Annotated in this window: 17 protein-coding genes; 7 read left to right on the forward strand and 10 right to left on the reverse strand. The window is 56.0% G+C overall.

The annotated features are described in order from the left end of the window. Positions 1 to 17: 17 nt before the first annotated feature. Complete coding sequence (locus SD425_RS21465; RefSeq protein ID WP_324672120.1) at positions 18 to 2,591, forward strand: hypothetical protein; 2,574 nt, start codon at positions 18 to 20, stop codon at positions 2,589 to 2,591. Between the two features lie 57 nt (positions 2,592 to 2,648). Here SD425_RS21465 and SD425_RS21470 read toward each other — a convergent pair whose 3' ends face one another. The 3 genes from SD425_RS21470 to SD425_RS21480 all read right to left on the reverse strand — a co-directional run bounded on the left by SD425_RS21470 (position 2,649) and on the right by SD425_RS21480 (position 8,601). Next, the gene (locus tag SD425_RS21470; protein WP_324672121.1) at positions 2,649 to 5,714 is read right to left on the reverse strand and encodes an FG-GAP-like repeat-containing protein; all 3,066 of its coding nucleotides are present in this window, start codon (positions 5,712 to 5,714) and stop codon (positions 2,649 to 2,651) included. Between the two features lie 219 nt (positions 5,715 to 5,933). Continuing rightward, the gene (locus SD425_RS21475; RefSeq protein ID WP_324672122.1) at positions 5,934 to 7,709 is read right to left on the reverse strand and encodes an FG-GAP-like repeat-containing protein; all 1,776 of its coding nucleotides are present in this window, start codon (positions 7,707 to 7,709) and stop codon (positions 5,934 to 5,936) included. Positions 7,710 to 7,938: 229 nt separating this feature from the next. Beyond that, positions 7,939 to 8,601 carry an HAD family hydrolase gene (locus SD425_RS21480; protein ID WP_324672123.1) on the reverse strand — a complete coding sequence of 221 codons (663 nt, stop codon included), beginning with the start codon at positions 8,599 to 8,601 and terminating at the stop codon, positions 7,939 to 7,941. Positions 8,602 to 9,134: 533 nt separating this feature from the next. Here SD425_RS21480 and SD425_RS21485 point away from each other — a divergent pair. The 3 genes from SD425_RS21485 (at position 9,135) to SD425_RS21495 (ending at position 10,614) form a co-directional block, all read left to right on the forward strand. Beyond that, positions 9,135 to 9,563, forward strand: a complete 429-nt coding sequence (locus tag SD425_RS21485; protein WP_324672125.1) for a response regulator — start codon at positions 9,135 to 9,137, stop codon at positions 9,561 to 9,563. Positions 9,564 to 9,832: 269 nt separating this feature from the next. After that, on the forward strand, positions 9,833 to 10,261 hold the full coding sequence (locus SD425_RS21490) for a BLUF domain-containing protein (RefSeq protein WP_324672126.1): 429 nt from the start codon (positions 9,833 to 9,835) through the stop codon (positions 10,259 to 10,261). Between the two features lie 86 nt (positions 10,262 to 10,347). Beyond that, entirely contained in the window at positions 10,348 to 10,614 is a 267-nt protein-coding gene (locus SD425_RS21495) for an antitoxin VbhA family protein (RefSeq protein ID WP_324672127.1), read from the forward strand. Between the two features lie 36 nt (positions 10,615 to 10,650). Here the strand turns inward: SD425_RS21495 and SD425_RS21500 are convergent, their stop codons facing one another. Together SD425_RS21500 and SD425_RS21505 are read right to left on the reverse strand one after the other, a co-directional pair. Further along, the gene (locus SD425_RS21500) at positions 10,651 to 12,543 is read right to left on the reverse strand and encodes a PAS domain-containing protein (RefSeq protein WP_324672128.1); all 1,893 of its coding nucleotides are present in this window, start codon (positions 12,541 to 12,543) and stop codon (positions 10,651 to 10,653) included. Between the two features lie 84 nt (positions 12,544 to 12,627). Continuing rightward, on the reverse strand, positions 12,628 to 13,086 hold the full coding sequence (locus SD425_RS21505; protein WP_324672129.1) for a BLUF domain-containing protein: 459 nt from the start codon (positions 13,084 to 13,086) through the stop codon (positions 12,628 to 12,630). Positions 13,087 to 13,449: 363 nt separating this feature from the next. Between SD425_RS21505 and SD425_RS21510 the strand changes: the two genes are divergently transcribed. Next, the gene (locus SD425_RS21510; RefSeq protein WP_324672130.1) at positions 13,450 to 13,884 is read left to right on the forward strand and encodes a DoxX family protein; all 435 of its coding nucleotides are present in this window, start codon (positions 13,450 to 13,452) and stop codon (positions 13,882 to 13,884) included. A 100-nt stretch (positions 13,885 to 13,984) separates the two neighbouring features. Here the strand turns inward: SD425_RS21510 and SD425_RS21515 are convergent, their stop codons facing one another. Continuing rightward, positions 13,985 to 15,496, reverse strand: a complete 1,512-nt coding sequence (locus tag SD425_RS21515) for a M28 family peptidase (protein WP_324672131.1) — start codon at positions 15,494 to 15,496, stop codon at positions 13,985 to 13,987. A 175-nt stretch (positions 15,497 to 15,671) separates the two neighbouring features. Continuing rightward, positions 15,672 to 17,870 (reverse strand): penicillin acylase family protein, encoded by a 2,199-nt coding sequence (locus tag SD425_RS21520; RefSeq protein ID WP_324672132.1) that lies wholly within the window; start codon positions 17,868 to 17,870, stop codon positions 15,672 to 15,674. 108 nt (positions 17,871 to 17,978) lie between these two features. On the opposite strand from SD425_RS21520, the gene SD425_RS21525 reads away from it, so the two are divergent. After that, complete coding sequence (locus tag SD425_RS21525; protein ID WP_324672133.1) at positions 17,979 to 18,326, forward strand: hypothetical protein; 348 nt, start codon at positions 17,979 to 17,981, stop codon at positions 18,324 to 18,326. A gap of 129 nt (positions 18,327 to 18,455) precedes the next feature. Here the strand turns inward: SD425_RS21525 and SD425_RS21530 are convergent, their stop codons facing one another. Continuing rightward, a complete protein-coding gene (locus SD425_RS21530) occupies positions 18,456 to 20,327 on the reverse strand; it encodes a M1 family metallopeptidase (RefSeq protein ID WP_324672134.1) in 1,872 nt (623 codons plus the stop codon). Between the two features lie 260 nt (positions 20,328 to 20,587). On the opposite strand from SD425_RS21530, the gene SD425_RS21535 reads away from it, so the two are divergent. Beyond that, positions 20,588 to 21,310: a hypothetical protein gene (locus tag SD425_RS21535; RefSeq protein ID WP_324672135.1), complete on the forward strand. Its 723-nt coding sequence runs from the start codon at positions 20,588 to 20,590 to the stop codon at positions 21,308 to 21,310. Positions 21,311 to 21,392: 82 nt separating this feature from the next. Here the strand turns inward: SD425_RS21535 and SD425_RS21540 are convergent, their stop codons facing one another. Both SD425_RS21540 and SD425_RS21545 read right to left on the reverse strand, forming a co-directional pair. Then, the gene (locus SD425_RS21540; RefSeq protein ID WP_324672136.1) at positions 21,393 to 23,420 is read right to left on the reverse strand and encodes a PAS domain-containing protein; all 2,028 of its coding nucleotides are present in this window, start codon (positions 23,418 to 23,420) and stop codon (positions 21,393 to 21,395) included. Between the two features lie 29 nt (positions 23,421 to 23,449). Further along, positions 23,450 to 23,806: a hypothetical protein gene (locus SD425_RS21545; RefSeq protein ID WP_324672137.1), complete on the reverse strand. Its 357-nt coding sequence runs from the start codon at positions 23,804 to 23,806 to the stop codon at positions 23,450 to 23,452. Positions 23,807 to 23,862 lie beyond the last annotated feature (56 nt).

The raw sequence follows: 23,862 nt of genomic DNA on the forward strand, positions 1-23,862 counted from the left end.
TATCCGCTATCCTACGCATGAATGTTACCCACTCCACACTGCCCACAGCTTCGCTCCCACTACCGCGAGTTACCTCATCAGGATCTGATCGGCTTGGTATAGGAGCTAGCTTGGTCACGGGTTTAGCTTCGACCACCTGCTCGGCAACCCCTTCTAAGGATTCGCCGGTTACTGGCGAAGAGGCCGCCGTAGCAGCCACCCCAGCAGCGGCCAGTGAATGCTTTATTTTTAATTGCACGCCTTCCGCCCGCCCTGGCGAAGCTATCAGCCTACAAGGCAGCTTTGGAGCTACAGCAGAGGTGTATTTGGCCCTAGGAAACAGCACAAGTTTTCAAAAGCTAGCTCCTATTCAGAGCGCCGACGGCAAGACCAAAGCACAGGCTGCGGGCAGTGTATTGGTAGAAGCGCCTAGCGGCGCGGGCCCCGAAACATACCGGCTGTACGTGCAGGAAAACGGGCAAAAGAGCCCAGAGGTACACGTAAACCGGGCACGTGGCTTGTTTCTCGATTCCCCGGAGATTGTACCGGGCGAGTACCTACGCATCTTTGGGCAAAACTTACAGTTGGTACCGGGCAAGGCACGGGTGCGGTTCGCGCCCAAAGGCGGCGGCAAAAGCTTAGCGGGCCAGATTAACACGGTGGGCAGCGACGACCGCAAGCTGATTTGCCACACACCGGCCGGCCTAGCACACGGCGTCGAATACGAGCTATTTGTCAGCAATGGCTTAGGTGGCAGCACTGCGGAAACCAAGGTGGAGCAGACGGTGAAAACCCTGCCAGCCGGCGTCGACTATTTTCACCTAGGGGTTGGATGGGCACCGGGCAAGTACAAAACGAACGTGTACAACGCCAAAACGAACCCCGACAAACCCGCTCGTGGCGATGGCAAAGCCAACGACCTCGACGCCATCAACGACTCTATTCAGAAAGTATGGAAGATGGGCGGCGGCATTGTGCGGCTGCCGGCCGGCACCTACAAGTTGAGCTTCACCGGCTTCGGGCTGCACCTGCACTCGGGCGTGGTGCTAATGGGTGATGGGAAAGACCACACCAAGATTTTGGTGGAAGGCAATGCTAGCTCGAACCCAACGCAGCAGTCGTGGACGTTTCTGCTGGTTGATAGCCCTAGCACCGACGGGCCGTGCCGACGCGGCGGCATCTGCAACCTGACCTACGAAAACCGCAGCACCCCGCGCGACACCAACCCGTACTACAACTTGGTGGGCAAAGGCGTGGAGTTCTTCCTGAAAGGCTGCCGTTTTACCCTAAACGAATCGCCGTGGCTGGAGCTAGCTGATCATGAAAAGCTAGCTATTGTCAGCAACGAGTTTACCCAGGGCATCAACTTCGCGGCTGGTATTCACGGACCTTTGCGCCTCGACGGCACAAAGCACTGGCTGGTGCGCGGCAATACCGTGAACTACGCCGTGGATGGTATCAGCATCAACAACGCCGATCGTGGCGTTTTTGAACAAAATACCGTTTGCCGGCTAGGCGGCATCAAGTACCCCACCGAGCGCAACGGCAAGCCCATTCAGGTGGTCAACCACGTGCTAGCCATGAACTTCACCCGCAACGCGGTGGTGCTCGGCAATACCTTCAAGGTGAAGAACTGGCCCACGGTGAACATCAACGACGGCGAAACCATCATCAGCGAAGGTATTGGCTACCAGCGCCACGAGCAGGATACCGGCACCGCTACCGGCGGCACCGCTACTACGCTGCAAGACACCACCAAAAGTTGGAAAACAACGGGTCCGCCCCACCAAGTAGTCGCTATTGTGTACGGACGCGGGGCCGGGCAGTGCCGCACCATCCGGAGCCGCACGGCCACTGAGCTAACCGTGGACCGCGCCTGGGACCTAGCCCCCGATGCTACCAGCCGCTATAGCATCTTGAATTGGAGCGCAGAACGGTGGCTCGTGCAGAGCAACACAATGGAGGGCAACCGCCGCGGCATTACGCTGTATCAAGGCGCCATTCACCAAGTTGCCATCGTCAACAACAAGCTGACCAACAACGGCGCTATCGACTTCACGCCCATTCAACAAGGCGAGGAGAAAATGGAGTTTAACCCGGCTTGGAACAACGAGGTGGTCCAGAACACCGTGAACGTGGCCAATGACCCTAGCAACGGTGGTTTCATTGGGGTGCATGCGGTGCTGCACGCCCTCGATAAGGCTTTCGGTATTGCCGTGCTCGACTTTGTGATGCGCCACAACACGCTCGTGGCTCGCACGCCCAACGTGCAAACCGTGGTAGATGCGAACTATCCCAACGGCCTATTTGCCTACTACGAGTGGCACCCTGGCCCCAAAACGTTTGTAGACGAGGGCATCCCGGCTGTGCTCGGCACCATCTTGGAAGACAACACTATCCAGAACGCCGACAAGGACGTGTACCTCTCGGCGGGCTCCTACCAAACGCTTGTCCGGCAGCCGGCCAAAGCTAGCTCTGCCAAAACCGCGGCGGCCGGAGCTAGCCTTCGTAGTGCCAGTGTCCCGGCCAAAGCCGCCGCTACCGACCTAGTGCACGAGGATATTTTCACGAACGCCGTCGGGCACGGCTCGGTTCGCACGATTATTCTATAACGACGAAGGGGTTGTTTGCTAAGCAAACAACCCCTTCGTTTTACGCTCGGTCAGTTGCTATTCCACTAATAAGCGCGAAGCTAGGTTGCCTTGGCTAGTGCTTAGTTGCACGGTGTAAATACCGGGAGCTAGGCTCGGTAAAGAGAGTTCTGAGCTGGCTGCTGTCGTTAGGGCCCGTTCCAACACGACTTGGCCTACAGCGTTAATCACGCTCACCCGCCCTGCTTGCCCACTAAAGCCGCTGGGCAGTTGTAGGCGCACGCTGGTGTGGGCTGGGTTTGGGTACAGGCTTAGTGGTTGTGTGGCTTTCGCTGACTTGGTAGCCAGCACCTGGCTGTTCAGCCGCACACTGACAGAGCCAGCATTTGAATTATTATTTACGCTCGCGAAGTCCAGCGTGCCGTTGCCATCTAGGTCACCCAGGGCTACAGCGTAGGAACTAGCGCCAACGGCGACTTGCTGGCTGCTGAAAATACCCGTGCCATTGTTGAGGCATACGCTCACGATGTTGTTATTGGCGTTAGCGGCCACAAAATCCAGGTCGCCATCCCCGTCTACGTCGCCGGTGGTCACGCTGCGGGGAGAACCGCCGGCGGCTACTTCTTGGGTACCGGAGAACACGCCGCTGCCATTGTTCAGCCGCACGCTCACAGTACGGCTATTGGCCGTGAGCAGGTCTAGGTCGCCGTCGCCATCTATATCGGCTAGGGCAATGGCTACTGCTCCTATACCTATGGCTACTTCTGAGCCAGTACTGAAGCTTCCGCTTCCGTTGTTCAGCACCACTCGAGCCGTGCTCTCATAGGTAGCTGTAGCCACAATATCCAGGTCGCCATCATTGTCTAGGTCGCCCACGGCAGGAGCCACCGTAAGCCGTACGTCTACAAAAATGCTAGTACCCCGACTAAAGCTACCACTGCCATTGTTGAGAGCCTGGTATACGACACCTCCTTCGGCAGCTCCAGCCAAAACATCGAGGTCCCCGTCCGCATCGATATCGACAAGCCGTACATTCACAAAATAACCTCCGGCTCCAATAGCCTGCCTGACCGTGAAAGTGGCATTCCCATCATTCAACCCGACGAGCAAGCCATCGGTGACGAGAATGCCTGCTACATAGTCGAGGTCGCCGTCGCCATCTAGGTCCCCTATTGCTACACTATTACCGCCAACACTCGTACCACTCGTCACGAAAGTGCCGTTGCCGTTGTTGCGGTAAATTCCTCCGCTAGCACTAATCAGGTCGAGGTCGCCGTCGTTATCTAAGTCGCCGGTTTCTATGTCTACGCCGCCGTACGGTGTGAGTTCGGAGCCGCCGGCGAACAGGCCGCTGCTGGGCACGGTAGCCGTCGTAAACTGCAAGACTTGCCCCTGAGCTAGGTTCTGCCCGCTGCTGTTTTGCACGGTCCGGGCTATGGTAGCCGACACAGTTTCGCCTGGTTTAAAGCCTGTAGTTGGTGTGAACGTCAACGAATTACCGTTGATAGTGGTCGTACCAGCTTTTTGCCCGCCGGCTTGTAAGCTAAACACCTTCAGCGCGTTTTGCGTGACGGTGCTGTTGTTCAGGGGCTGGCTGAAGGTAGCGACTATGGGTGTTGTACGGGCGACAGCGCGAGCATTGCGCGCGGGGGAAACAGCCGTAACGGTCAGCGCCGGCTCCTGATTCAGGCTGACACTGAGCTTCTGCGGGGTACCGATGAGTAAGTCCAGGTCGCCGTCATTATCCATATCCCCCAAGGTTGCTTTTGACGAGCCATTTGTGGCTACCTCTTGCCCATTGCTGAACGTGCCGAAGCTATTGTTGAGGCGTACGCTCACGTTGGTGCTACCATAGTTGCCGGTTAATAGGTCGAGGTCGCCGTCACCATCTATATCACCTAAAATAAGGCTTTGAGGACTGTTGCCCACGGCTACTTCTTCGCTGCCACTAAATAGCCCCGCTCCATTGTTCCGACGCACGCTTACGTTATCGTTGCTAAAGTTAGCAATGAGCAGGTCGAGGTCACCGTCTTTGTCTATATCTCCCACCGTTAGTCCGCTTGAGTTGCTACCGACTGCGGCTACCTCCTGATTGCCACTAAAGGCACCTAGGCCATTGTTCAAGCGCACGCTCACGGTACCAACTAAATTGCACGTGAGCAGGTCAAGGTCACCATCATTATCCACGTCCCCAACAGCTAGGTCATTGCCAATAGCTCCTGTGGCAACTTCCGAGCTGCTCACGAACGTGCCGCCGCCATCATTAAGGCGAACGTTGACAACACTCCCTCCTGATCTACCCAGCACTGTGAGTAGGTCCAAATCGCCGTCGCCGTCTACATCCCCGAGGGTAGTTTGGATTCTATTCGTAGAAAAGTCTATCCGCTGACCGGCGGAAAAGTTGCCACCCCCGTCATTAAGGCTCACGTTCACTCCTTTCACGCCATTGGTGTTGGGGTTGCCATCAACCGTTACCAGATCCAGATCGCCGTCACTGTCGAGGTCACCTAACACGACGTTGATGGGGTAAACGCCTACTCTTAGATCCTGCCCTACGCTGAAGATTCCCCCGCCCAGATTCATGCGGACGCCTACCGTACTAGAGGTATTGGCGGTTACCAGATCTAGGTCACCATCATTGTCTAAGTCGCCGGTAGTTACGGCCAGGGTTCCGCTGTTCAGTTCCGAGCCGACGGTGAATACGCCCGGAGCTGGGGTCGTAGCCGTGGTAAACTGAAACACATGCGGCGTAGCGGCCGCGCCCGTGCTACTCTGTGCAGCTGAGGTAACGGTAGCGTACACTGTTTCGCCAGCGCGGAAAGCGGTGCTTGGCGTCAAGGTCAACGTATTGCCGTTTACGGTAGCGGTACCCGCTTTCTTACCGCCTGCCTGCCGACTAAACACCTTGAGCGCACCTAGAGTGCTGGCACTGCTGGTCAGCGGCTGGCTGAAGCTTACTGAAACGGGTGTGGTGCGCGGCGTAGCCACCGCATTACGCGCGGGGGTGAGGCTCGTCACAGTGGGCGTTTGGGCCTGCGCCGAAGTAGCCGCTAACACGAGTGCCGCGCACCCTGCACGCAGAGCACTGCCCCAGCTAGCTTCTGCCGGAGTCGACCGCGAAGCGAAAGAAGTAGATGTAGTCATGAGTGGGTTGTGATATGGTGACAGAACAAGAAACAGGTGAATAAGACGCTCACTTAAATATTACTATTCAGAGACTTATAAGCGCGCAAAAGGTTATTTGCCAGGCTGATTATTGCGAGCTATTTCCTCCGTTTTTGTTGACTTATGTCGTAGAAAAGCCCTGCGCTCATTAAACACAGGGCTTTTTGTCAAGCTAAAGAGTTGATGCAGGTTGAAGGGCTACTCAATTACTAGGCGAGTGGCTAGAGTAGCCTGATTAATGTTTAGCTGTACCGTATAAATTCCGGGTGCTAAGCTAGGTAAGGCTAACTCCGGCGCAGCAGCGGTGCTGAGCGGCTGTTGCAGCACCACTTGTCCCAGTGCATTAATTAAACTCACTTGCCCGGTTTGGCCGCTGTAGCCGCTGGGCAGTTGCAGGCGCACACTGCCGTGGGCCGGGTTTGGATATAGGCTCAGCGGCCCTGTTTTCTGCGCCGATTTAGTAGCCAGAACTTGGCTGTTCAGACGCACGCTGGCGGTGCTTGCCTGCGCATTTGCCGTTATTATGTCGAGGGTATTATTGCCATCTACATCAGCTAGAATAAGACTAGCGGGCTGGTTGCCGACTGCCACTTCTGCATTTCCGCTGAAAGTACCCTGGCCGTTGTTTAGGCGCACGCTTACGGTGTTGCTGCTACCATTGACCGTTGTAAAATCTAGGTCGCCATCACCATCAACATCGCCTATGGCCACTTTCTGCGGGCTTCTTCCAACCGAAACTAGCCCCGATATAGAAAAAGTGCCGACGCCATTGTTCAGCTGTATGCTTGCCACACCATCTCCGAATGGGTTAGTGCCCGTTGCGACGAAATCTAAGTCGCCGTCACCGTCCACATCCCCGAGCGCGACGCTGTTTGGTGTATAAAGTGGCAGCGCTACGTTTTGAGTGCCACTGAAAACGCCTGCTCCATTGTTCAGACGAATGCTCACATTGCTGGCCCCCAAATTAGCTGCTAGCAAATCTATATCTCCATCATTATCTACATCACCCAACGCAACGCTGTAGGGTGCAGTGTCAACGCTCACTTCCTGGCTGCCACTAAAGACACCTGCCCCATTGTTCAGTCGGACGCTAATGGTTCTGATAATACCACTGGTGAGTGCATCTAGGTCGCCATCTCCATCGATATCGGCTAACGCTATCGATCTTGAGCCCAAACCTCCTACCGCTACCTCTGAACCTGCCCCGAACGTGCTAGCCCCATTGTTTAGGCGTACGATGAGTGTCTCTGTGCTGCTAGAGAGATTAGAAGCAAGCGTTAGCAGGTCTAGGTCTCCGTCGCTGTCTACATCACCTAGCGTCAGACCATAGGGCTGGGAGCCTATGCTTACTTCCTGCGTACCGCTGAACGAACCGCTACCATTGTTCAGACGCACGCTTACAGCTCTAGCCGAAGGGCTAGTGGTCAGCAAGTCGAGGTCACCATCTCCATCTATGTCGCCCACAGCAACGTCGGCGGGTGCATTGCCCACAGTCGGATCAGAACCCGGCACAAACACGCCCGCGCTACGTGCAACAGCGGTGGTGAACTGAAACACCTGGGGCTTATCCAGCGGCTGGTCGTTGTTGCTGCGGATGGCCGTCGTGACGGTGGCAAATACCGTCTCGCCGGCTTTAAACGGCCTAGTAGGGAGCAGGGAAATCGTGTCGCGGTTGCTGGTGTTGCTGACAATGTTACCCGCCTTGCGGCCCCCAGCCTGCTGGCTGAATACTTTAAACGCCTGCTGCGTAGCCGTGGCCGTGTTCAGCGTCTGGCTGAAGCGCGCCGTCACGGGAGTCGTGCGCGGCGCCGACCGGGCGTTGCTCACGGGTCGTACGCTCACGACCCTAAACGATTGCGCTTGCGCGGCGCCTGCCCATAGGCTTAACAGCAGGCTAGCCAGCACGGCGCGCGGCCGAAACGAAGCAATGCCCGGCAAGTTCACAGAGCTTGCGTGAGTAGCGTTTGAATTCATAGGGTAGTTAGAGGAAAGAGGTGCTGTCAAAGATAAACTTGAAAGTAAAATCCAATATTATCTTTATATTTTTAAATCCATCTACTCCCTACGAATCTGCTGTGCTTGAGTTGCTCCTGAGCAGCACAGCATTTTTAAAGCAAAACGACCAACCTGCTACACAGGCGTAGCAAGTTGGTCGTTTTGCTGGATAATAGCCTAGCTCTTTTGCGCCTTGCTTCCTAGTGGGCTAGCTTGGCGTAATGGCCATAATCTTCTCGGCACTGAGCTCGTCAAAGTGCTTAATGACCTGATTGGCTAGGCGCAAATCTTGTAAAGCTGAATGCTCGCTGGCATAGGCCACACAATAGATACCAGCCGCATGGGCGGCGGTAATGCCGTTGGTCGAGTCTTCAATCACAATGCACTCGTTTCTAGGCGTCTGAGCGAGGTCAGCGGCGTGGATAAATATTTCCGGGTTGGGCTTCGATTCCGTGAAGTCTTCGCCACTTACTAGGTGCGAGAAGTAAGGATACAGATCAAAGCGCTTGAACACACGGGCAATAGTAGCCTTGGAGGCCGAAGAAGCCAGCACGAGTTGCACTCCATGCTGGTGCAGATCCTCGATCAGGTGGCGCACGCCGGGCAACAAATCGAGCTCGGTGTCTTCATCGAACTGCTTATTAAACAGCTCTCGTTTCCGGTTCATTAGGTCTTCTACCTCTTCGTTTAGTCCAAACGCTTTCTTGAGGCGCTGGTACATATTGCGGGTTGAAGAGCCAAGGAACGTAGCGTACATCTCGTCGGAGACGTCGATACCTAGCTCACCAAAGTGGGTAAAGAAAGCATTGTGGTGAATCGGCTCGGTGTCGATAACGACGCCATCCATATCAAAAATAACAGTTCGGATCATCCGCAGCGAGGGGTTAAGTAGCAGCGTAAAGGTAGCGGAAAGCCTTTCGGGGGCAAATGCACCGCTCATTCACCTGATACTCGACCCACTCTGGCAACTATAAGGAATCCAAGTTGCCTAAAAATCATCATGATTAAAGTATGACTACGCCTATCGGATGCTAGCATTTTCTTGCTTTCTTTGACTCTATCCTTGATTAGTATCCGCTCTATGTATCTTTCCTTGGCTGGCCTGTCTGTTGCCATTGCACGTAGCCCATTTGGGCTAGGTCATGCGGCGGTACGCACCAGCCCAGCCCAGGGAAGTCCTTGTGGTTTGCCCTGGCTACCAAGCAGATTACCGACCGACAGTCTACCCGGTCAGCAATACCATTGGTTTGGTCAGCACAACCACGAGGTCCTGCACACACCTAGTCAGCTTACGCCATCCTGGCGGCCCACATCAGTTGATAAACCCTGGTGCGAGGTCTTTTTAGGCTATTCAGCTCGTTAGAAAGACCCCGGATTTCTGAACCCCTTACTCTTTACGTTATTGTGGGAAAATTACCCTGTATTTTGTTAGTCGACGATGATCCGGTTAACAACTTTATCAACCAACGATTGCTAGAGGGCCTAGCAATCACCGAACAGTTGATTGTGGCATTGAACGGCCAGGAAGCATTCAACTTGATGGAACAGCACTGTCAGCCCGCTCCAGACGAAGCTTGTCCCGCGCTGATTCTGCTGGACATCAATATGCCGATCATGAACGGGTTTGAGTTCTTGCAAGCCTATCAGCAACTGCCATTGGCACAGCAAAAAGCCATTGTTATCGCCATGCTCACGACTACGTCCCTGCATCCTGCCGACGTGGTACGAGCCCAGCAACTATGCGTTTCTGACTTCTTAAGCAAGCCCTTAACGAAGGATAAAATCAACGCTTTGTTGCAGAAGTATTTCGATAACGTTTTAACTGAAAATTAGGCCTTTGTAGCTTGTTGAGCCTGTTATTTGACTTCGCAGCTTGTGCAGAGTAGCGAAGGTAGAAGCTTTATGCCTTTACGCATGAGCCTAGTTGGTATTCTTGGGTTATGGATTTTACCTATCCAACAGCCTTGGCCCGATAGTAGCATGAGCCGAGCTACTTTCCCATTTTAGGAAACATTTCTCATTTTTACGCTGATGCGTAAATTGCTTGCCTGTTAGGGCTACCCTAGCTTTTCTAAACCCAGTTGCCCCTTGCCCTAATCTCTATGGCTCTGCACCACATTATTTACCAGAGTACTGCTATTCGCCCGATGGCCGATACCGAGCTACAAGAACTATTAACACAGGCTCGGTCTTTCAACGCGGCCCACGAAATCACGGGAGTATTGCTCTACCACAACACTCAGTTTGTGCAAGTACTAGAGGGCGAGGAAGAAGTGATTAGCGCACTGTATGAGCACATCAGGGCCGATTTGCGGCACACTAGCGTTATTAAGCTAGCCGACAGCCCCTTGACAAACCGCAACTTTGGCGATTGGTCGATGGCGTTCCGTCCCGTTGACGACCGGGCCTTCCGCACGCTCACGGGCTTTGCTCATCCCGAGGACCTAACCGCAGCCGCTACCGACGTCAGCAATGCACCGCTGCTCAATCAGATCGTGTATCTCACTTTCCACGAACAAGCTAGCGCCTAGCTAATTGCACGCTACCAAGCTAAATTACTAAAAAAAGAGGACCAAAAAGGGCACACTTATACTGGTTTGCCTCGTTTGAGTCTACGATGATCAGTAAGTATTTCAACCCCTTTCCACCGGACCTATCCGCCGAGGAGCTAGCAGAGCGCCAGCAGCGCCAGCGCCAGGCCGAATGGGGTATCGCCGTAGCCCGCCTCGGGGGCGGTGAGCCGTCGGCCTACGTACTTGCTGATCTGCAACGCTATATCGATGGGGAACTGACGCTGGACGAGGTAGCAGAATTAACGAACCGCCCGAATGCGCTTTCGCCTGCTTACCAAGCCCTGGTAACCCGAGCTAAACTGTCGAACTAGCGTACCTAGCTGCCCTTTTAAAGCCTACTTACTGGCTTATTCGAACCAATAGATGGTGAAGGTGGTACCCTCATCTACGGTGCTTTCCACCTCAAGGTGCCCACCCCGGCTAGTTACAATCCGTTGTACCAGGTATAGGCCAATGCCAGCGCCGGCTACATGCGGATGTTGCCGCTCGAAGCGTTGAAAATCAATGGTAGAATCTTCGCGCAAGGTGAGCCCGAGTCCGTTATCCTGCACGACTAATCGCGGACTTCCGGTTTCCGAGAGGCTGCTGACTAACTGAATGTAAGGCGTGCGCTCAGGGTGGGCAAACTTCAAGGCGTTGCTGAGCATGTTGTGCAATACGCTACGCAGGTTGGCACGGCCGTAAAGCAATGTTGATGCCGCTCCGAAGTCCGCGGTGATGGTAGCCTGCGCGTCCAGAATCTGTGTTCGCAGGCCCAGAAGCACTTCTTCTAATACGTGCTCTAACTCAATCAGCTCCGTAGGTGCGGCTAGTTGCCGCTGATCTTGCACCGTGGCAGCTAGGTCGTGCAGCGTCACGTCAAGCTGATGCAAGGATTCATCTACCATGCTGAGTAACTGTTCCTGCTCAGGATCGTCGAACGTGGCAGTGCGTCGCAACTCATCGAACAGACCACGCAGGTTATAAATTGGCTGCTTTAGGTCGTGCGACGCCGTGTACACGAACGTGTCTAAGTCCCGGTTGGTGCGGGCTAGCTCGTCGTATTGCACCTGCAACACTTCGCGGAGCCGGTATTGGTCGTCAACGTCGGTACACGCGCCAAACCAGCGTGGACCACGGTCGTCGGTGAGCTGCCGGACCCGGATGATATGCCAGCGGTACTGCCCATCGTGGCGGCGCATCCGGAAAAGGCCCTCGTAGTTCTCACCCGTTGCCACCGACCGCACCCAGCGCCGGGCAGCGCCTGCCTGCTCCAGCGGGTCAAGCAGCGCCACCCATCCCGTCGGACCTAACTCGTCGGGCGACATGCCAGAGTAGGCGGCGGTATGTTGGTTATAGTACTCAATAAGGCCCTCGGCAGTAGCCGTCCAGATCAGCTGCGGAATGCTGTCGGCCAGGAAACGCAGCTCCGCTTCGCCGCGACGCAGTGCATCCGCCAACTCGCGCTGGTCATGCACTTCCGTCACGGCGCCGTGCCAATGGGTAGGCCTGTCAGGGGCGGCGTGCAATTCGGGCAGGGCGCGACTCAAAAACCACCGGTAACTTCCGTCGTGGCGCCGCAAACGGTATTCGTAGCTCCAACCAGTACCTGCCTCCCGCGCCGCATCTGATTGATAGATCACGCGCAGGCGGTCGTCGGGGTGAATAAGCAGGGGCCAGATGGCGTTTAGATCAGCCGTTGGCGGCTGACCCGTATAGTAGTACCACTGCGGACTAACGTACTCGTAACTGCCTGCCGCATCTACGGTGAATGTGACCAGCGGCGCCGTTTCGGTGAGCACCCGTAGGCGCGCATCTAGCCGGCGGGTTTCGAGTGCTAGGTGGTGCGCCCGCTGACGAGCTTCTTCCTGCGCCGTCACGTCTACGGCAAACAGCAGCAGTCCTCGCTCCTCCTCCTTTTCGTACTGAATAGGCTCCAGAGCTAGGTCATAGTAGCGCATTACTGGTTCTTCCTGTGCCTGACCACTCGTTTGCGGCCAACCATACCCTTTTACCACGTAGGGCTTGCCCGTACGATACACTTCCAGTAGTACGTCCAGCAGGTCGGTAGGCAGCGTAGTATGTTCGGCCAATGGCTGTCCTTCGAGCCCCTCTGCTCCTAGCAGCACCTGCATTGCTTCATTGACAAAGCCATAGCGTAGCTCAGGCCCTAGCAACGTCGCAATACCAGCCGGCATATGGCGCAGAATATTTTGAAGCTGATAGTCGCGCATAGCGAACGAGGGAGAAAAAGGCAGCACAGCAGCAGTGGTTTATTTCAACAACGAAATCCCGGACTGCCTTATGAGGTGCAGGAGCAGAACGAATGCTTGAAGAAAAATGAATTATACGGCGGCGGTGTTCGTCGTCGAGTCATTGTCCTGATGCATAGGACCTAGGACTGCCTGGCGAACCAAGTCGACGAGCAGCGCATCGGCAATGGTGAGTGTGCCGGGCATGGCAGGCACTTGGTGAGGCAGGAAAAAGCCCGCTAACTGGTGGAAAGCGTCCGCCTCCAGTGGGTGAAAGGCCATCGACCACTCCGAGAAGCTGCGCTGGGTAATTGGTTTTTCGACCAGCTTGTGCACGTGCGAGTGCCGACCATCGCGGGAAATACGCTTGAATAACCTTTCAATCACTTCTGGCTCTCCTTCGATTAACTGCGCAATGTTGCCATGGCTGTAGAAAAGAATACCAGTGACGTGCTCACGGGCATTATCACGGCGGCACTGCGTCAATAGCTCCTGTAAATCCTGGTCGGAAAGGGGCCGGACTGCCCGGCTCATGTACACGAGGTGGTTCATGCAAAAGAAGAAAAAAGAACTGCTTACCCGCAGTAAGCTCAACACTAAAAGAAAGAAGGCAAGGTACGGAATGACATCAACTTATGTTTTGTACTATTCGCAAAAGCATGCCTCCAAGCGCAGGTTGCTTTCTTCCCTCCATAGCTAGCACAACCGGTGCTCCTTTTTTGTTCAGTTCAATTGCTTGTTTTTTGGCTAACGCCCTATGAGAGCGAAGAGGCGCCGGACTATTGCTAGCTTGTTTTTTCTGCACGGGCCATAGATACGTCGCTAGCTCCTACGCTAGCGCTTGATTATTGAAAGTGAGTTGCTTATCTTACGTAACATGTAAGTAGTCAACCCACCTTTTTTACGCTCTCTGTCATGGAAACCACCCACCATTTCCCCTCCTCCGCTCCCATCGCTCATCGGCAAATAGGGCTAGGTATTACCCGCATTGGGCTAGGCGTTTTTTTGCTGATTAAAGGCTTGCTGTTCGCGGAGTACGCCTCGGAGGTATTCCGGATAGTAAGCGCTACGCCTTTCTTATCCGGCCACTACAGCAAAGCGACCATGATGGCGGGCGTGATGCACATCGTGGGCGGCACGATGATAGCCGTTGGATATCAAACTCGCATAGCCGCACTACTGCAAATTCCTATTCTGCTGGGGGCTGTGTTTCTGGTTAATATGCAGCAAGGTATCCGCCTCGACAACATGGAACTCTGGGTTTCTACCGTCGTGCTGGCGCTGCTACTGCTCATCCTGATCATGGGTGCCGGGCGGCCTTCCTTCGACGCTACCCTAGGTCACGAATAACCCCGCTTGCTACCTAGCAAGCCCTTAACGCCAAAGCGCGAAGACGATGTGCTATAACTAGCATCGTCTTCGCGCTTTTTGCTTGCGTCGTGGCGTGCGTTTATCGCTCCAACTTAAAATCCTTATCCGGCGCGGGGCGTTGGTCGCGGTTGGCTACTGCCCAGCCCGTCAAGTAAATCCAGCGCGTCACGTTGGTCAGCTTGGCTACGTTGATGCGCTCGGGCTCGTCTTTGGGCGTGTGATAGTCTTTGTGCAGCAGCGTGGTGTAGCAGATGGCCGGAATACCTAGCTTGGCATACGGCAGGTGGTCGCTGCGGAAATACCAGCCCTCGGGGTGCGTGGGCTTGTCCCACAGGGTATCGAGCTTGAATTTCGGCCCGGCCTGGTTGGCGTTCATTGCGAGGCTCACCAGATCGGCGGAGTTGCGGTGGGGTCGTTGCGAGCCGAGCAGCGCGGCGCTGTCAGGGGCGTTGCGGCCAATCATTTCGGCATTGAGCACGGCCACAATGGCCTCGCGCGGCACCGTGGGCTTCTCCGAGTAATAGTACGAGCCAAGGAGCCCGCGCTCCTCAGCCCCATGGAACACAAACAAGCCTGTGCGCCGGGCTGGCTTTTTCACGAAGGCACGCATCACGGCCAGCGTACCGGCGCAGCCGGTGGCATTGTCGTCGGCGCCGTTCCAGATGGAGTCGCCCGCTATGGCTTTGCGCACGCCGTCGTGGTCTTGGTGGGTGCTGAACAGTACGTATTCGTTTTTGAGCTTGGCATCGGTGCCAGGCACTTTCGCCACAATGTTTACAGATGGATAGGTGAAGCTCTCCACCTCGATGTTGGCCACGAGTTGCTGACCAGCTTGCTGCACCCAGGCTAGGTCCGTAGTGGGCAACCAGATGGTTGGAGCTTGCGCAACAACCCGAGTAGTAGCCGCACCGGGCAGGCTGTAACGGCCCCGCTCATAGCTAGTGCTCCAGTGCTCAAACAGATCTTGCGCCCGCGCGTCGGATACGTATACTACGGCCACAGCGCCGGCCTTCACCAGCTCGGCCGACCGGTCGCGCATCGTGGCGGTCATGTAGCGGCGGAAGCTCAGGTCGGCTGGCCCCGTGCCCGAGAACAGGATGGCCACGGCTTTGCCTTTGATGTCGACCTTGGCTAGGTCGGCGGGTGTGCCGGTGCCCACGTACACCAGCGGCGCATTCACGGTAGCTTTGCCGGGGGCGAGCACAAAGGCATCCTGGCCGTGGGTCAGCTTATGGTTACCAATGCTGATCTGGCTGGCTTTGGTGATGCGGGTATGCTGGATGTGAAAGAACTGAAAATACGTGCCGTCGTCGCCGGCGGGCTGCGCCCCGATAGCGCGCATTTGCTCGGCAATCCAGGCGGAAGCTCGTAGCTCATCGAGTGTGCCGCCTTCGCGGCCACGGAAATGGTCGCCGCCGAGGGCAAACAAGTCGCTTTTCACGTCACTCTCGCGAATAGCGCTCAGCGCATTGGCTGAGGTAGTGGCTTTGCTGGTTGTAGCCGTCTTTTTCTGAGCTACTCCACTGAGCGGCAAAGCTAGGCTCAAGCTCGCCAGCAGCCACTTGGCAGTGATTTGGTTGAGGTATTTCATGCGTGAGGGGAAAGAATAGGTTTGTAAATAGCACTTAAGGCGATTATAGCGCGAAGCTCCCGCTTCGCGTGCCGTTGAACGACTGGCACCTAGGTCGTGCTAGCTTTATCGTTCAACGAGGCACGAAGCGGGAGCTTCGCGCTACAACGTTCTGACGAGGCGCGCTATGGCCGCCTTACAGCTCACCCGGATGATACGTTTTCTCGGCGTGTTGGCGCACGTCTTCCGGGTAAAATAGTACGTCTTTGAAGTTTTCTTCGCAGTACAAAGCCGCCTGATCCGTGAAGTGGGGGGAGTTTGGGCTGCTGCTTTCGCCGCCCGTGAGCACCGACCTAGCTTTGATGCGCGGCCCAAACTCGACTACCGCAATAAAGCTGTTGCCGACGGTGCCGTAACGCTTCTTCGTGCCGGGCTGCGTCTTGGCGCCAAACGCCGCCAACGAGCCCCACGCCGACGAGGTGAAAGCCACCGGCAAGCTAGGTTTCTGGTCGTCATAGGTTTCCTCGATGTTGCCGGTCAGCCGCTGGAAGCGGTTTACTTCGCCCCAAGGCATTTGCCAGGTGCCAAAGTCGCGGGTTAGCTCGTCGAGGGTTTCTTGCAGCGCTGTTACCTTTTCCTGCGGATTGGTATTGCGAATAGTAAAGCTCGTGAAGGAAATATAATCCAGCTTCTGATCGGCGGGTACGCGGCCGCGCGCCAGGCGCTGCAACCGTTCCGCCCAGTAAATAGCCAGGGTTTGGGCCACGGAAGTTTTGCTGTAGCGCTTGTCCCAGTCGCGCAGTAGCTTCATGGCTTCTACCACCTCGCCTTGGGGCGGATTGGTGCCATCCGATACCGATTGAAAGTCCGAAGCCAAGGCAGGAATCAACTCCTGGAAGGCTGCTAGGTACGGGTCTTTCGCCGCTGCAATTAGCGTATCCAGCGTAAATACCTGCTTCCGGCTTAGCACGCGCACAGCATTGATGCCCCGGTAATTTTCGGCGTCGGGGGCCATGTACATAGGGTACTGCTGCTTCGAGGGGCTGCTCGGCCCCGACACGGTGAACGGCGTCGAGTTGCAGTTCTGAATCCAGCCGCTGACGGGGTTATGCACCTGCACCAACTCTTCCACTTTATGCAGCCCCTGCCATTCGGTCTTGGGGTTGCTGCCATCCACGGGCTGACTCCAATCGAAGCTAGGGTCACGCTTGGGCATGAAGTTGCCGTGCCAATAGGCAATAGTGCCTTTGCTATCGGCAAACACGGTGTTGTTGGAGGCGTTGCCGTTCAGCTTCATCACTTCCTTGAAGCTCGCGTAGTCGGTAGCCTTGGTGCGCAGGTACGACTGCTCCAGGGCTTCCAGTGGCGTATCCATCATACGCACTGTCATCCACTTGTTATCGGCTTGCTGGCCCACTACCGGGCCGTGGTGCGTGCGGTAAGTAGTAAATTCCTTGCGTAGCGTTTTGCCGTCTTGCTTGTAGGCCAGGCTCATTTTCTGCACCTGCACGGGCCGCAGCTTCTTACCGTAGCGATAATAGAATTTGCCGTCTTTCTCCTCGATGGTTTCCAAGTACTCATCCATGGAGTCGGCGTTGCTAGACGTGTGCATCCAGCCGCAGTTCGGGTTGAAGCCTTGGTAGACAAAGAACTGCCCCCAGGTCACGGCACCGTACGCGTTCAGGCCTTGTTCGCTCGTCACTTGTACCTCAGGCCGGAAGTAGAACGAGGTGTGCGGATTGATCAGCAACATGGCGTGGCCGGTGGCTGTTTTGGCAGGCGCAATGGCAAAGCCATTCGAGCCCACAGGCTCCCGATCTAGCTTCTCAAAGTCATTATTGATCCACGAGGTCGATTTGCGCTGGCCGTAGAACGCCTTCATCCGCTCCAGCGGCACCACGCTGATATTGCCGCCAATGCTGCCTTCGCTAAACATGAGCGGCATCCACGGCTCAAACCGCGTCAGCAGCTTGGGCTTCACAGTGGGGTGCGTGTAGAGGTAGTAGTTGGTGCCGGCAGCAAAGGCATCGAGCAGCTGCTTCATCCAAGCTGGGCTTTTCTTATAAATCGCAATGGCCTGGGTGCTGTCGAGAAAGAGCCTAGCTCGCAAGTCGTTGTACAAGCCCGCTTCGCCCTGCACCTCCGCCAAGCGCCCGATGTTGGTGATGTAATTGTCTTCAACGCGGGCAAAATCGTCTTCGCACTGCACGTAGAGCAAGCCAAAGACGGCGTCGGCGTCGGTCTTGCCGTACACGTGCGGCACGCCCCAGTTGTCGCGCACAACGGAAATCTGCTTGGCTTGCTGCTGCCAGCGGGCAATTTCTTCAGGTTTGAAGGCTTGCGCCTGCGCACCAGCGGCACACAACAGCAGACCTAGGGTAAGAAAAGAACGCATTAGGTACAGGGTAAAGAGCGAAAAAGGAACTTCATCAGAAGCGTATCAACGATAGGTTGATGCGCTAACTTACTGGCAATATCGTCTCTCACCAATCCACGCAGCTACATGATCGACGTCAGCAAGGAAAGCAATAGCATCTTATTCAACGTGAAAGGCCTGCACAAACTCTGGGCATTCAAGAGCCAGCTCCAGATTCCGGCAGCCCATATTCGCGGGGTGCGCCAGGACCCGGAAGCCCTCAAAGGCTGGTGGAAAGGCTGGCGGTTGCCCGGCACGAACGTTCCCGGCCTCATCACCGCCGGTACGTTCTTGAAAGACGACCGCCGTATTTTCTGGGACGTTCACAACGAAGACAACGCCGTCATCATTGACCTAGAGCACGACGACTACGATCAGCTCATCATCGAAGTAGCAGACCCGGCAGCAGTGATTAAGCTGCTCTCGGTGGCATAAGGCAAACCCTTAGAACGTCATGCTGAGCTTGTCGAAGCATCTCTACCGCAGTACTAATCAAGTTACTTTGGCAGTAGAAATGCTTCGACAAGCTCAGCATGACGACCTTTTTAGAAGACCTAGCTTCCGCTACTTCGCTGCCCACTTATTATCCTTATCATTGGCATCCACGAAGATGCCGCCGGCTAGCTCAATGGACTTCACCGTTTTCTTTGCGTTCAGCGGCACGGTGGCGTGGCGCGGGTCGGCTTGCCAGATGGCGGGGGTTTGATGCAATGTTTCGTTGCTGCCGTCGGTGTAAGCCACTTTCACATCCACGGGCACCGCAAAGCCGCCAATGTTTTGGATGGTGACCGAAGGCTTTTTCTTCGCCTGATCAACCTTCTCCACGGCTAGGTCGATGTAGTAGTTGGTGAAAAACCAGTTGTTGAAAAACCACGTCAGGTCCTTACCTGAGGCGTTGCTCATCGAGTTGAAGTAGTCCCACGGTATGGGGTGTTTGCCGTGCCAGCGGTTCATGTATTCGTGCAGGCACTTTTTGAACAGCTCATCCCCGAGCATATCCTTCAGAGCTAGGTAGCTGATGGAAGGCTTGCCGTAGGCATTGGTGCCGGCGCCGCGCTTCAGCTCATCGGCCGGCGTGATGGTGGGCAGGTCTTGGTTAGCGGCCGGGTTGCTCACCCAGCCCATGCGAAACTGCCGGTACAGGGACTCAGCCTTCTGCTCGCCCCGCTCGACGCGCCCAATTAGCAGCTCAAACGTGGTGGCCCAACCTTCATCCATGAAAGGGTAGCGGCTCTCGTTGATGCCCATGTAGAATGGGAAGTAGGTGTGCGCGATTTCGTGGTCTTGCACAAACTGCGCAAACTCCATGTCCTCCTGCGGGCTGTCGTTCACCATCATGGGGTATTCCATGTCGGCAAAGCCTTGGAAGGCCGTCATCTTCGGGAACGGATAGGGTATGCCCGGCCAGTTGCGCGAAAACCACCCAAGGGCGTTCTGCCCAAACTTCACCGACGAGTGGAAGTCCTTGGTGGCATCAGCAAAGGCGGCCTGCATGCTAGCCCGGCGGTTGGTGGCAGGGTCCACGACCACGCTGGCGGCGTCCCACACATAATGGTCGCTCAGGCCTAGGGTCACGTCGGAGATGTCGTTGGCCTTCCACACCCAAGTGTTCATCGCAGCCTGATTGGTGATGCTCTTTTTAGCTAGGTCGGCCGCCGTGGCTACGTGAATAACCTCGTCGCTGGTCATGGATTGCTCCAGGCGCTTGGCCGCCGCGGGTTGGAGCACCTGCTGGGGGTTTTGCAAGGTACCCGTGGCCCACACGATGTAGTTGGCCGGCACCTGCACCCGCAAGGTGTAGTCGTTGAAATCGTTGTAAAACTCCTTGCTGTCCGTGAATGCAATCCGGTCCCAGCCGGCATAGTCGTCGTACACGGCCACGCGGGGGTAGAAATACGCCAGGAAGTAGGTGGTGGGGTCTATCATGCCCTCGCGCCCGCTCTGCTTCGAAATGGGGAAGTGCCAGGTTACCTGCATCCGCACGGAGTCGTGGGGCAGCAGCGGTTTGGCCATGGGCACAATCTTGATGGTGGCGGGACCCTGCCAAGCCGTAGGCCGCGCCTGCCCAGCCACGCTGAACGAATCAATCTCGACGCCGGAGGTCAGGTAGTCGGGGCCGGCATCGCCGTCGCGGGCCGCGCCGGGCTGGTGGATGTTCTGGATGATACGGAACACCAGCGACTTGAGCGTATCAGGGCTGTGGTTGACGTACGTGATGGTTTCGCGGCCGCGAATGGAGCGGTCGGGCGGCATGGCCCGCACCGTAATGTCGTAGCGGGCGGTGTTTTGCCAGTAGTTTTTACCGGGCCGGCCATCGGGCGAGCGGGTACCCTTTTGGTACGCCCGCTGAATGTCGCGCGGCATGTACAAGGACTGCGCTTGCGTGTGAAGGGCCAACGCACACAGCACCAGCAAGCAGCTAAAAAAACGAAGCATAAACGTAAAACAGGTATGAGCTTGAGTCGGGAAACTACTCAAAGTCTCCGTAGCGGCTACAAAGGCTGCTTCTACGCTGTGTGGCGCCACCCGTGTACTTGGTGAATAGATAACGCAAACGTAATCAGCTTAGGGCTCCTAGCGTTTAGCTTTCCTCTACCTTCGGCGCACGTGCAAGCTTTTACTAACTTGTTTGCTCTTCTTATTTACTAGGCGCTCCTCCCCTACTACTCACCCTTATACCTAGGTGCTCTTTCCTTATGAAAATAAAATCATTACTCGTATCTGCTACGCTCCTGCTAACCCTAGGTGCTTGTCAGAAAGACGCCAAAGAAGAAGCGCAACCTGAGTACGCCGACTGGTATGCCCTGCGTGCCCCCGATGCCCGCGCGATTGAGGCCGTAACCGGCGATATCGACGGCACTTTGGTTATTACGACTCGCTACAAAGTTTATCAAACCACTGACCGCGGCCGCACGTGGCGCACCTGCAATTACCAGGAAATACACGGCGTCTTTGGCTTTTCCCAGCAGCAGGACACGCTTCTGCTCTTGACGAGCGGCCTAGGCAGCGCCTTCAGCAACTCCGCCACCGCTTACGCGGCGAGCCCCTCTCACTTTAGTCTGGATAAAGGCCTCACGTGGAAGCCCTACCGCAACTGGCGCTGGCGTGCGGACTTCGAGCCGAGAGTAGCCCTGAACCGCGTTACCACAGCGTCGGGTACAGAGTATAGCATCAACGTTCAGGAGGTACCAGCTTCGCCTCCATCAAATGGCATTTACCTCGAAACGGTTGGCATCAACACTTCCACAGGGCAGAAGCTGACGTTGCCTAATGAGCATCAGATCAATAGCCTGTACGTGGATGCCAAGTCGCGGCTATACGTGGCGGCCTCAGCTCCCTTGTGCGGAAATGGGCAAAACTTCGCCTTTTGCGGCGAGCAAAATGGCGTGCTCTACGTGTCCAAAAAGCCTCAGCTATAATCAGCTTTAATTAAAAGCGTCGGGGGCTGACAAAACCACAATGGATTGTGGTTTTGTCAGCCCCCGACATACCTAGCTTAGTCTAGCGTTGTGTAGCTTCGGCCAAGCGCCGCTGCAAGTCTTGCACTTGGTGCTCCAGATCAAGCGTGCGGAACATCACTTTGGCTTCCAGGTCGGCGTAGGAGCGCTCTAACTGCTCCTGTAGCTGCTTTTGCTCGGTGATGTCGGTGTTGGTACCTAGCCAGCGCACAAGCTGTCCTTCTGCATCGCGCATGGGCACGGCCCGCGTCAGAAACCAGCGGTAGTTGCCGTCTTTGCCGCGCAACGGGAAGGTAAGCTCCCAGGGCTTCCCGGCGGGCCAGGCAGCTTTCACAAACTCCACTACTTGGGCAGCATGCGCCGGGTGATGCACTTTCTCCCAGCCCCACCCTTCCATTTCCTCGAAGGTGGTGCCGGTGTAGTCATACCAGCGCTGGTTGTACCAATAGATGTGGCCATCGGGCTGACTCATCCAAGCTAGCTGCGCCATGTTATCGGCTAGGGTGGTGAACTCCTCTTCGCGCTGGCGCAGCGCCGTTTCGGCTTTGCGGTACTCGGTAATGTCCTGCATCGCGCCAATCATACGCACGGCTTTGCCCTCTTCGTTGCAAGCCACGTAGCCACGATCGAGCACCTGCGCATAAGAGCCGTCGGCGCGGCGGTAGCGATACTCGTCTTGCCAAGATTTGTTGCCGCCGCCGTTGTCTATTATCTCGTGAATGCCGTGGACTATCCGCTCAGCGTCGTCGGGGTGAATGTGGTCGTACCACCACTGCGCGGTTTGCTCCACCGCGTCAGGCGCGTAGCCGAAGACGCGCGTAATGGCCGCATTCCACGTCACGGACTGCGTTTCGAGGTCCCAATCCCAGATGGCATCGTTGGTAGCCAGCGAAGCTAGCTCGTAGCGCTGCTCGCTCCAGCGCAGAGTTGCCTCGGTTCGCTTTTGCTCATCAATATCGGTGCAGGAGCCAAACCACTGCGTGATGTTGCCTGCTTCATCTTTCACCGGCATCGCTTGGCCTAGAAACCAATGGTAGCTACCATCTTTGGCCTTGAAGCGGTACTCTATTTCGTAGAACTCGCCGGTAGTCAATGAATGATTCCACCGCTCGCGCGACCGTTCCTGGTCATCGGGGTGCAGCAGGTCGTTCCACATTTGCGTGCCCCGACTCTGGGCTACATCATAGCCCGTGTAGTCGATCCAGCGCTGGTTGAAGAACGTGTGGTAGCCCTGCGGATCCGTCAGCCAGATCATTTGGGGTAAAAACTCGATAACGAACCGAAACTCGGCCTCGCGGGTCGCTAGCTGCGCCTCCACTTCCTTTTGCGCCGTCAGGTCGAGGCAGAACGACACCCCGTCGCGGCTGCCTGGCTCGGCCAGCGCTCCGCCCAGCAACACAGGTACGCGCGTACCATCCTTGCGGAGATATACTTTCTCGTGGGCCCGCTGCACGCCGGTTTGTTCCAGCTCTTTGATCACACTGGCATCCAGCGCCTCCAGTTCGGGAGGCGTCATTTGCTTCCAGTTGACGCGGCCGGCTTGCAGGTCCTCGCGGCTGTAGCCCACAATCTTCAGGAACGCATTGTTCGCCTCGGTAATGCGCTGGGTGTCTAGATTCCAGAAAATAATCCCGATCAAATCGGACTCCAGCAACCGACCTAGGTGTAGGTCGCGACGGCGCGACTCGGTTACATCGGTTACCGTACCAATGAAACGAATGGCTTGGGTGCGGTCCTGATTGAAGAAGGCCCGGCCGGTGGCTTGCACCCAGCGGAGCTTTTTATCCTCCAGCCCTATGGTGCGGTACTCAATGTTGTACTCACCATTGCCTTTCGGGTCAAGGGCTTGTTGGACTATAGCATCCGTAGTGGCCCGATCATCTGGGTGCAAGCCTTCCAGGAAGCGTTGGTAATCAATAGGAGTGCTAGGCGAGGCTCCGAACAGTTCCTTGCACCGGGTCGACCAGAGCAGTTCTCCGGTGATGGGGTTTAGGTCCCAGGTTCCTACCCCGGCCGCATCGACAGCGGTTTGTAAGCGTTCGAAGTCGGAGGTATTTTCAAGCGTAGGCATGAATGGCGTAGTAATAGGCAATACAGAACTTACGGCTGAAGCAACAGCAGTTCCATTCCCGACATGAAGTAGAGCGTGAGTTGACTACGGAGCCCATCGGTGGAGCGGCGCAGGCGCGTGATGAGGGCCCGGGTGGTTTCCTGGGCTAGCTGCAGCTCCAGGTACGGGCGCCGAAGCAGTTCGTCGCGCTGAATCTGCCAGCGGCCTTGCTCTACCTCACCCGTTGTTTCCACTTCCAGTGCCACGTCGCTCAGGCGCAGTGTGGTGGCTTGCGCCAAGGGGCTATTGGGATCCGTTCGGTTCAGCACGCGGTCCGTTACCCGCCAGTTGCCGGTTAGGTAATGATCCGGTATCTGTTGCAGGTTGACGTCAAAGAAGTCGGGCATAGAAAGGAAAGCGGCTGTAGCGATACGAATAAGGTAGTTAGCTACGGCTCCGTGGA

This window comes from Hymenobacter sp. GOD-10R (genome assembly GCF_035609205.1).
GTDB lineage: Bacteria > Bacteroidota > Bacteroidia > Cytophagales > Hymenobacteraceae > Hymenobacter.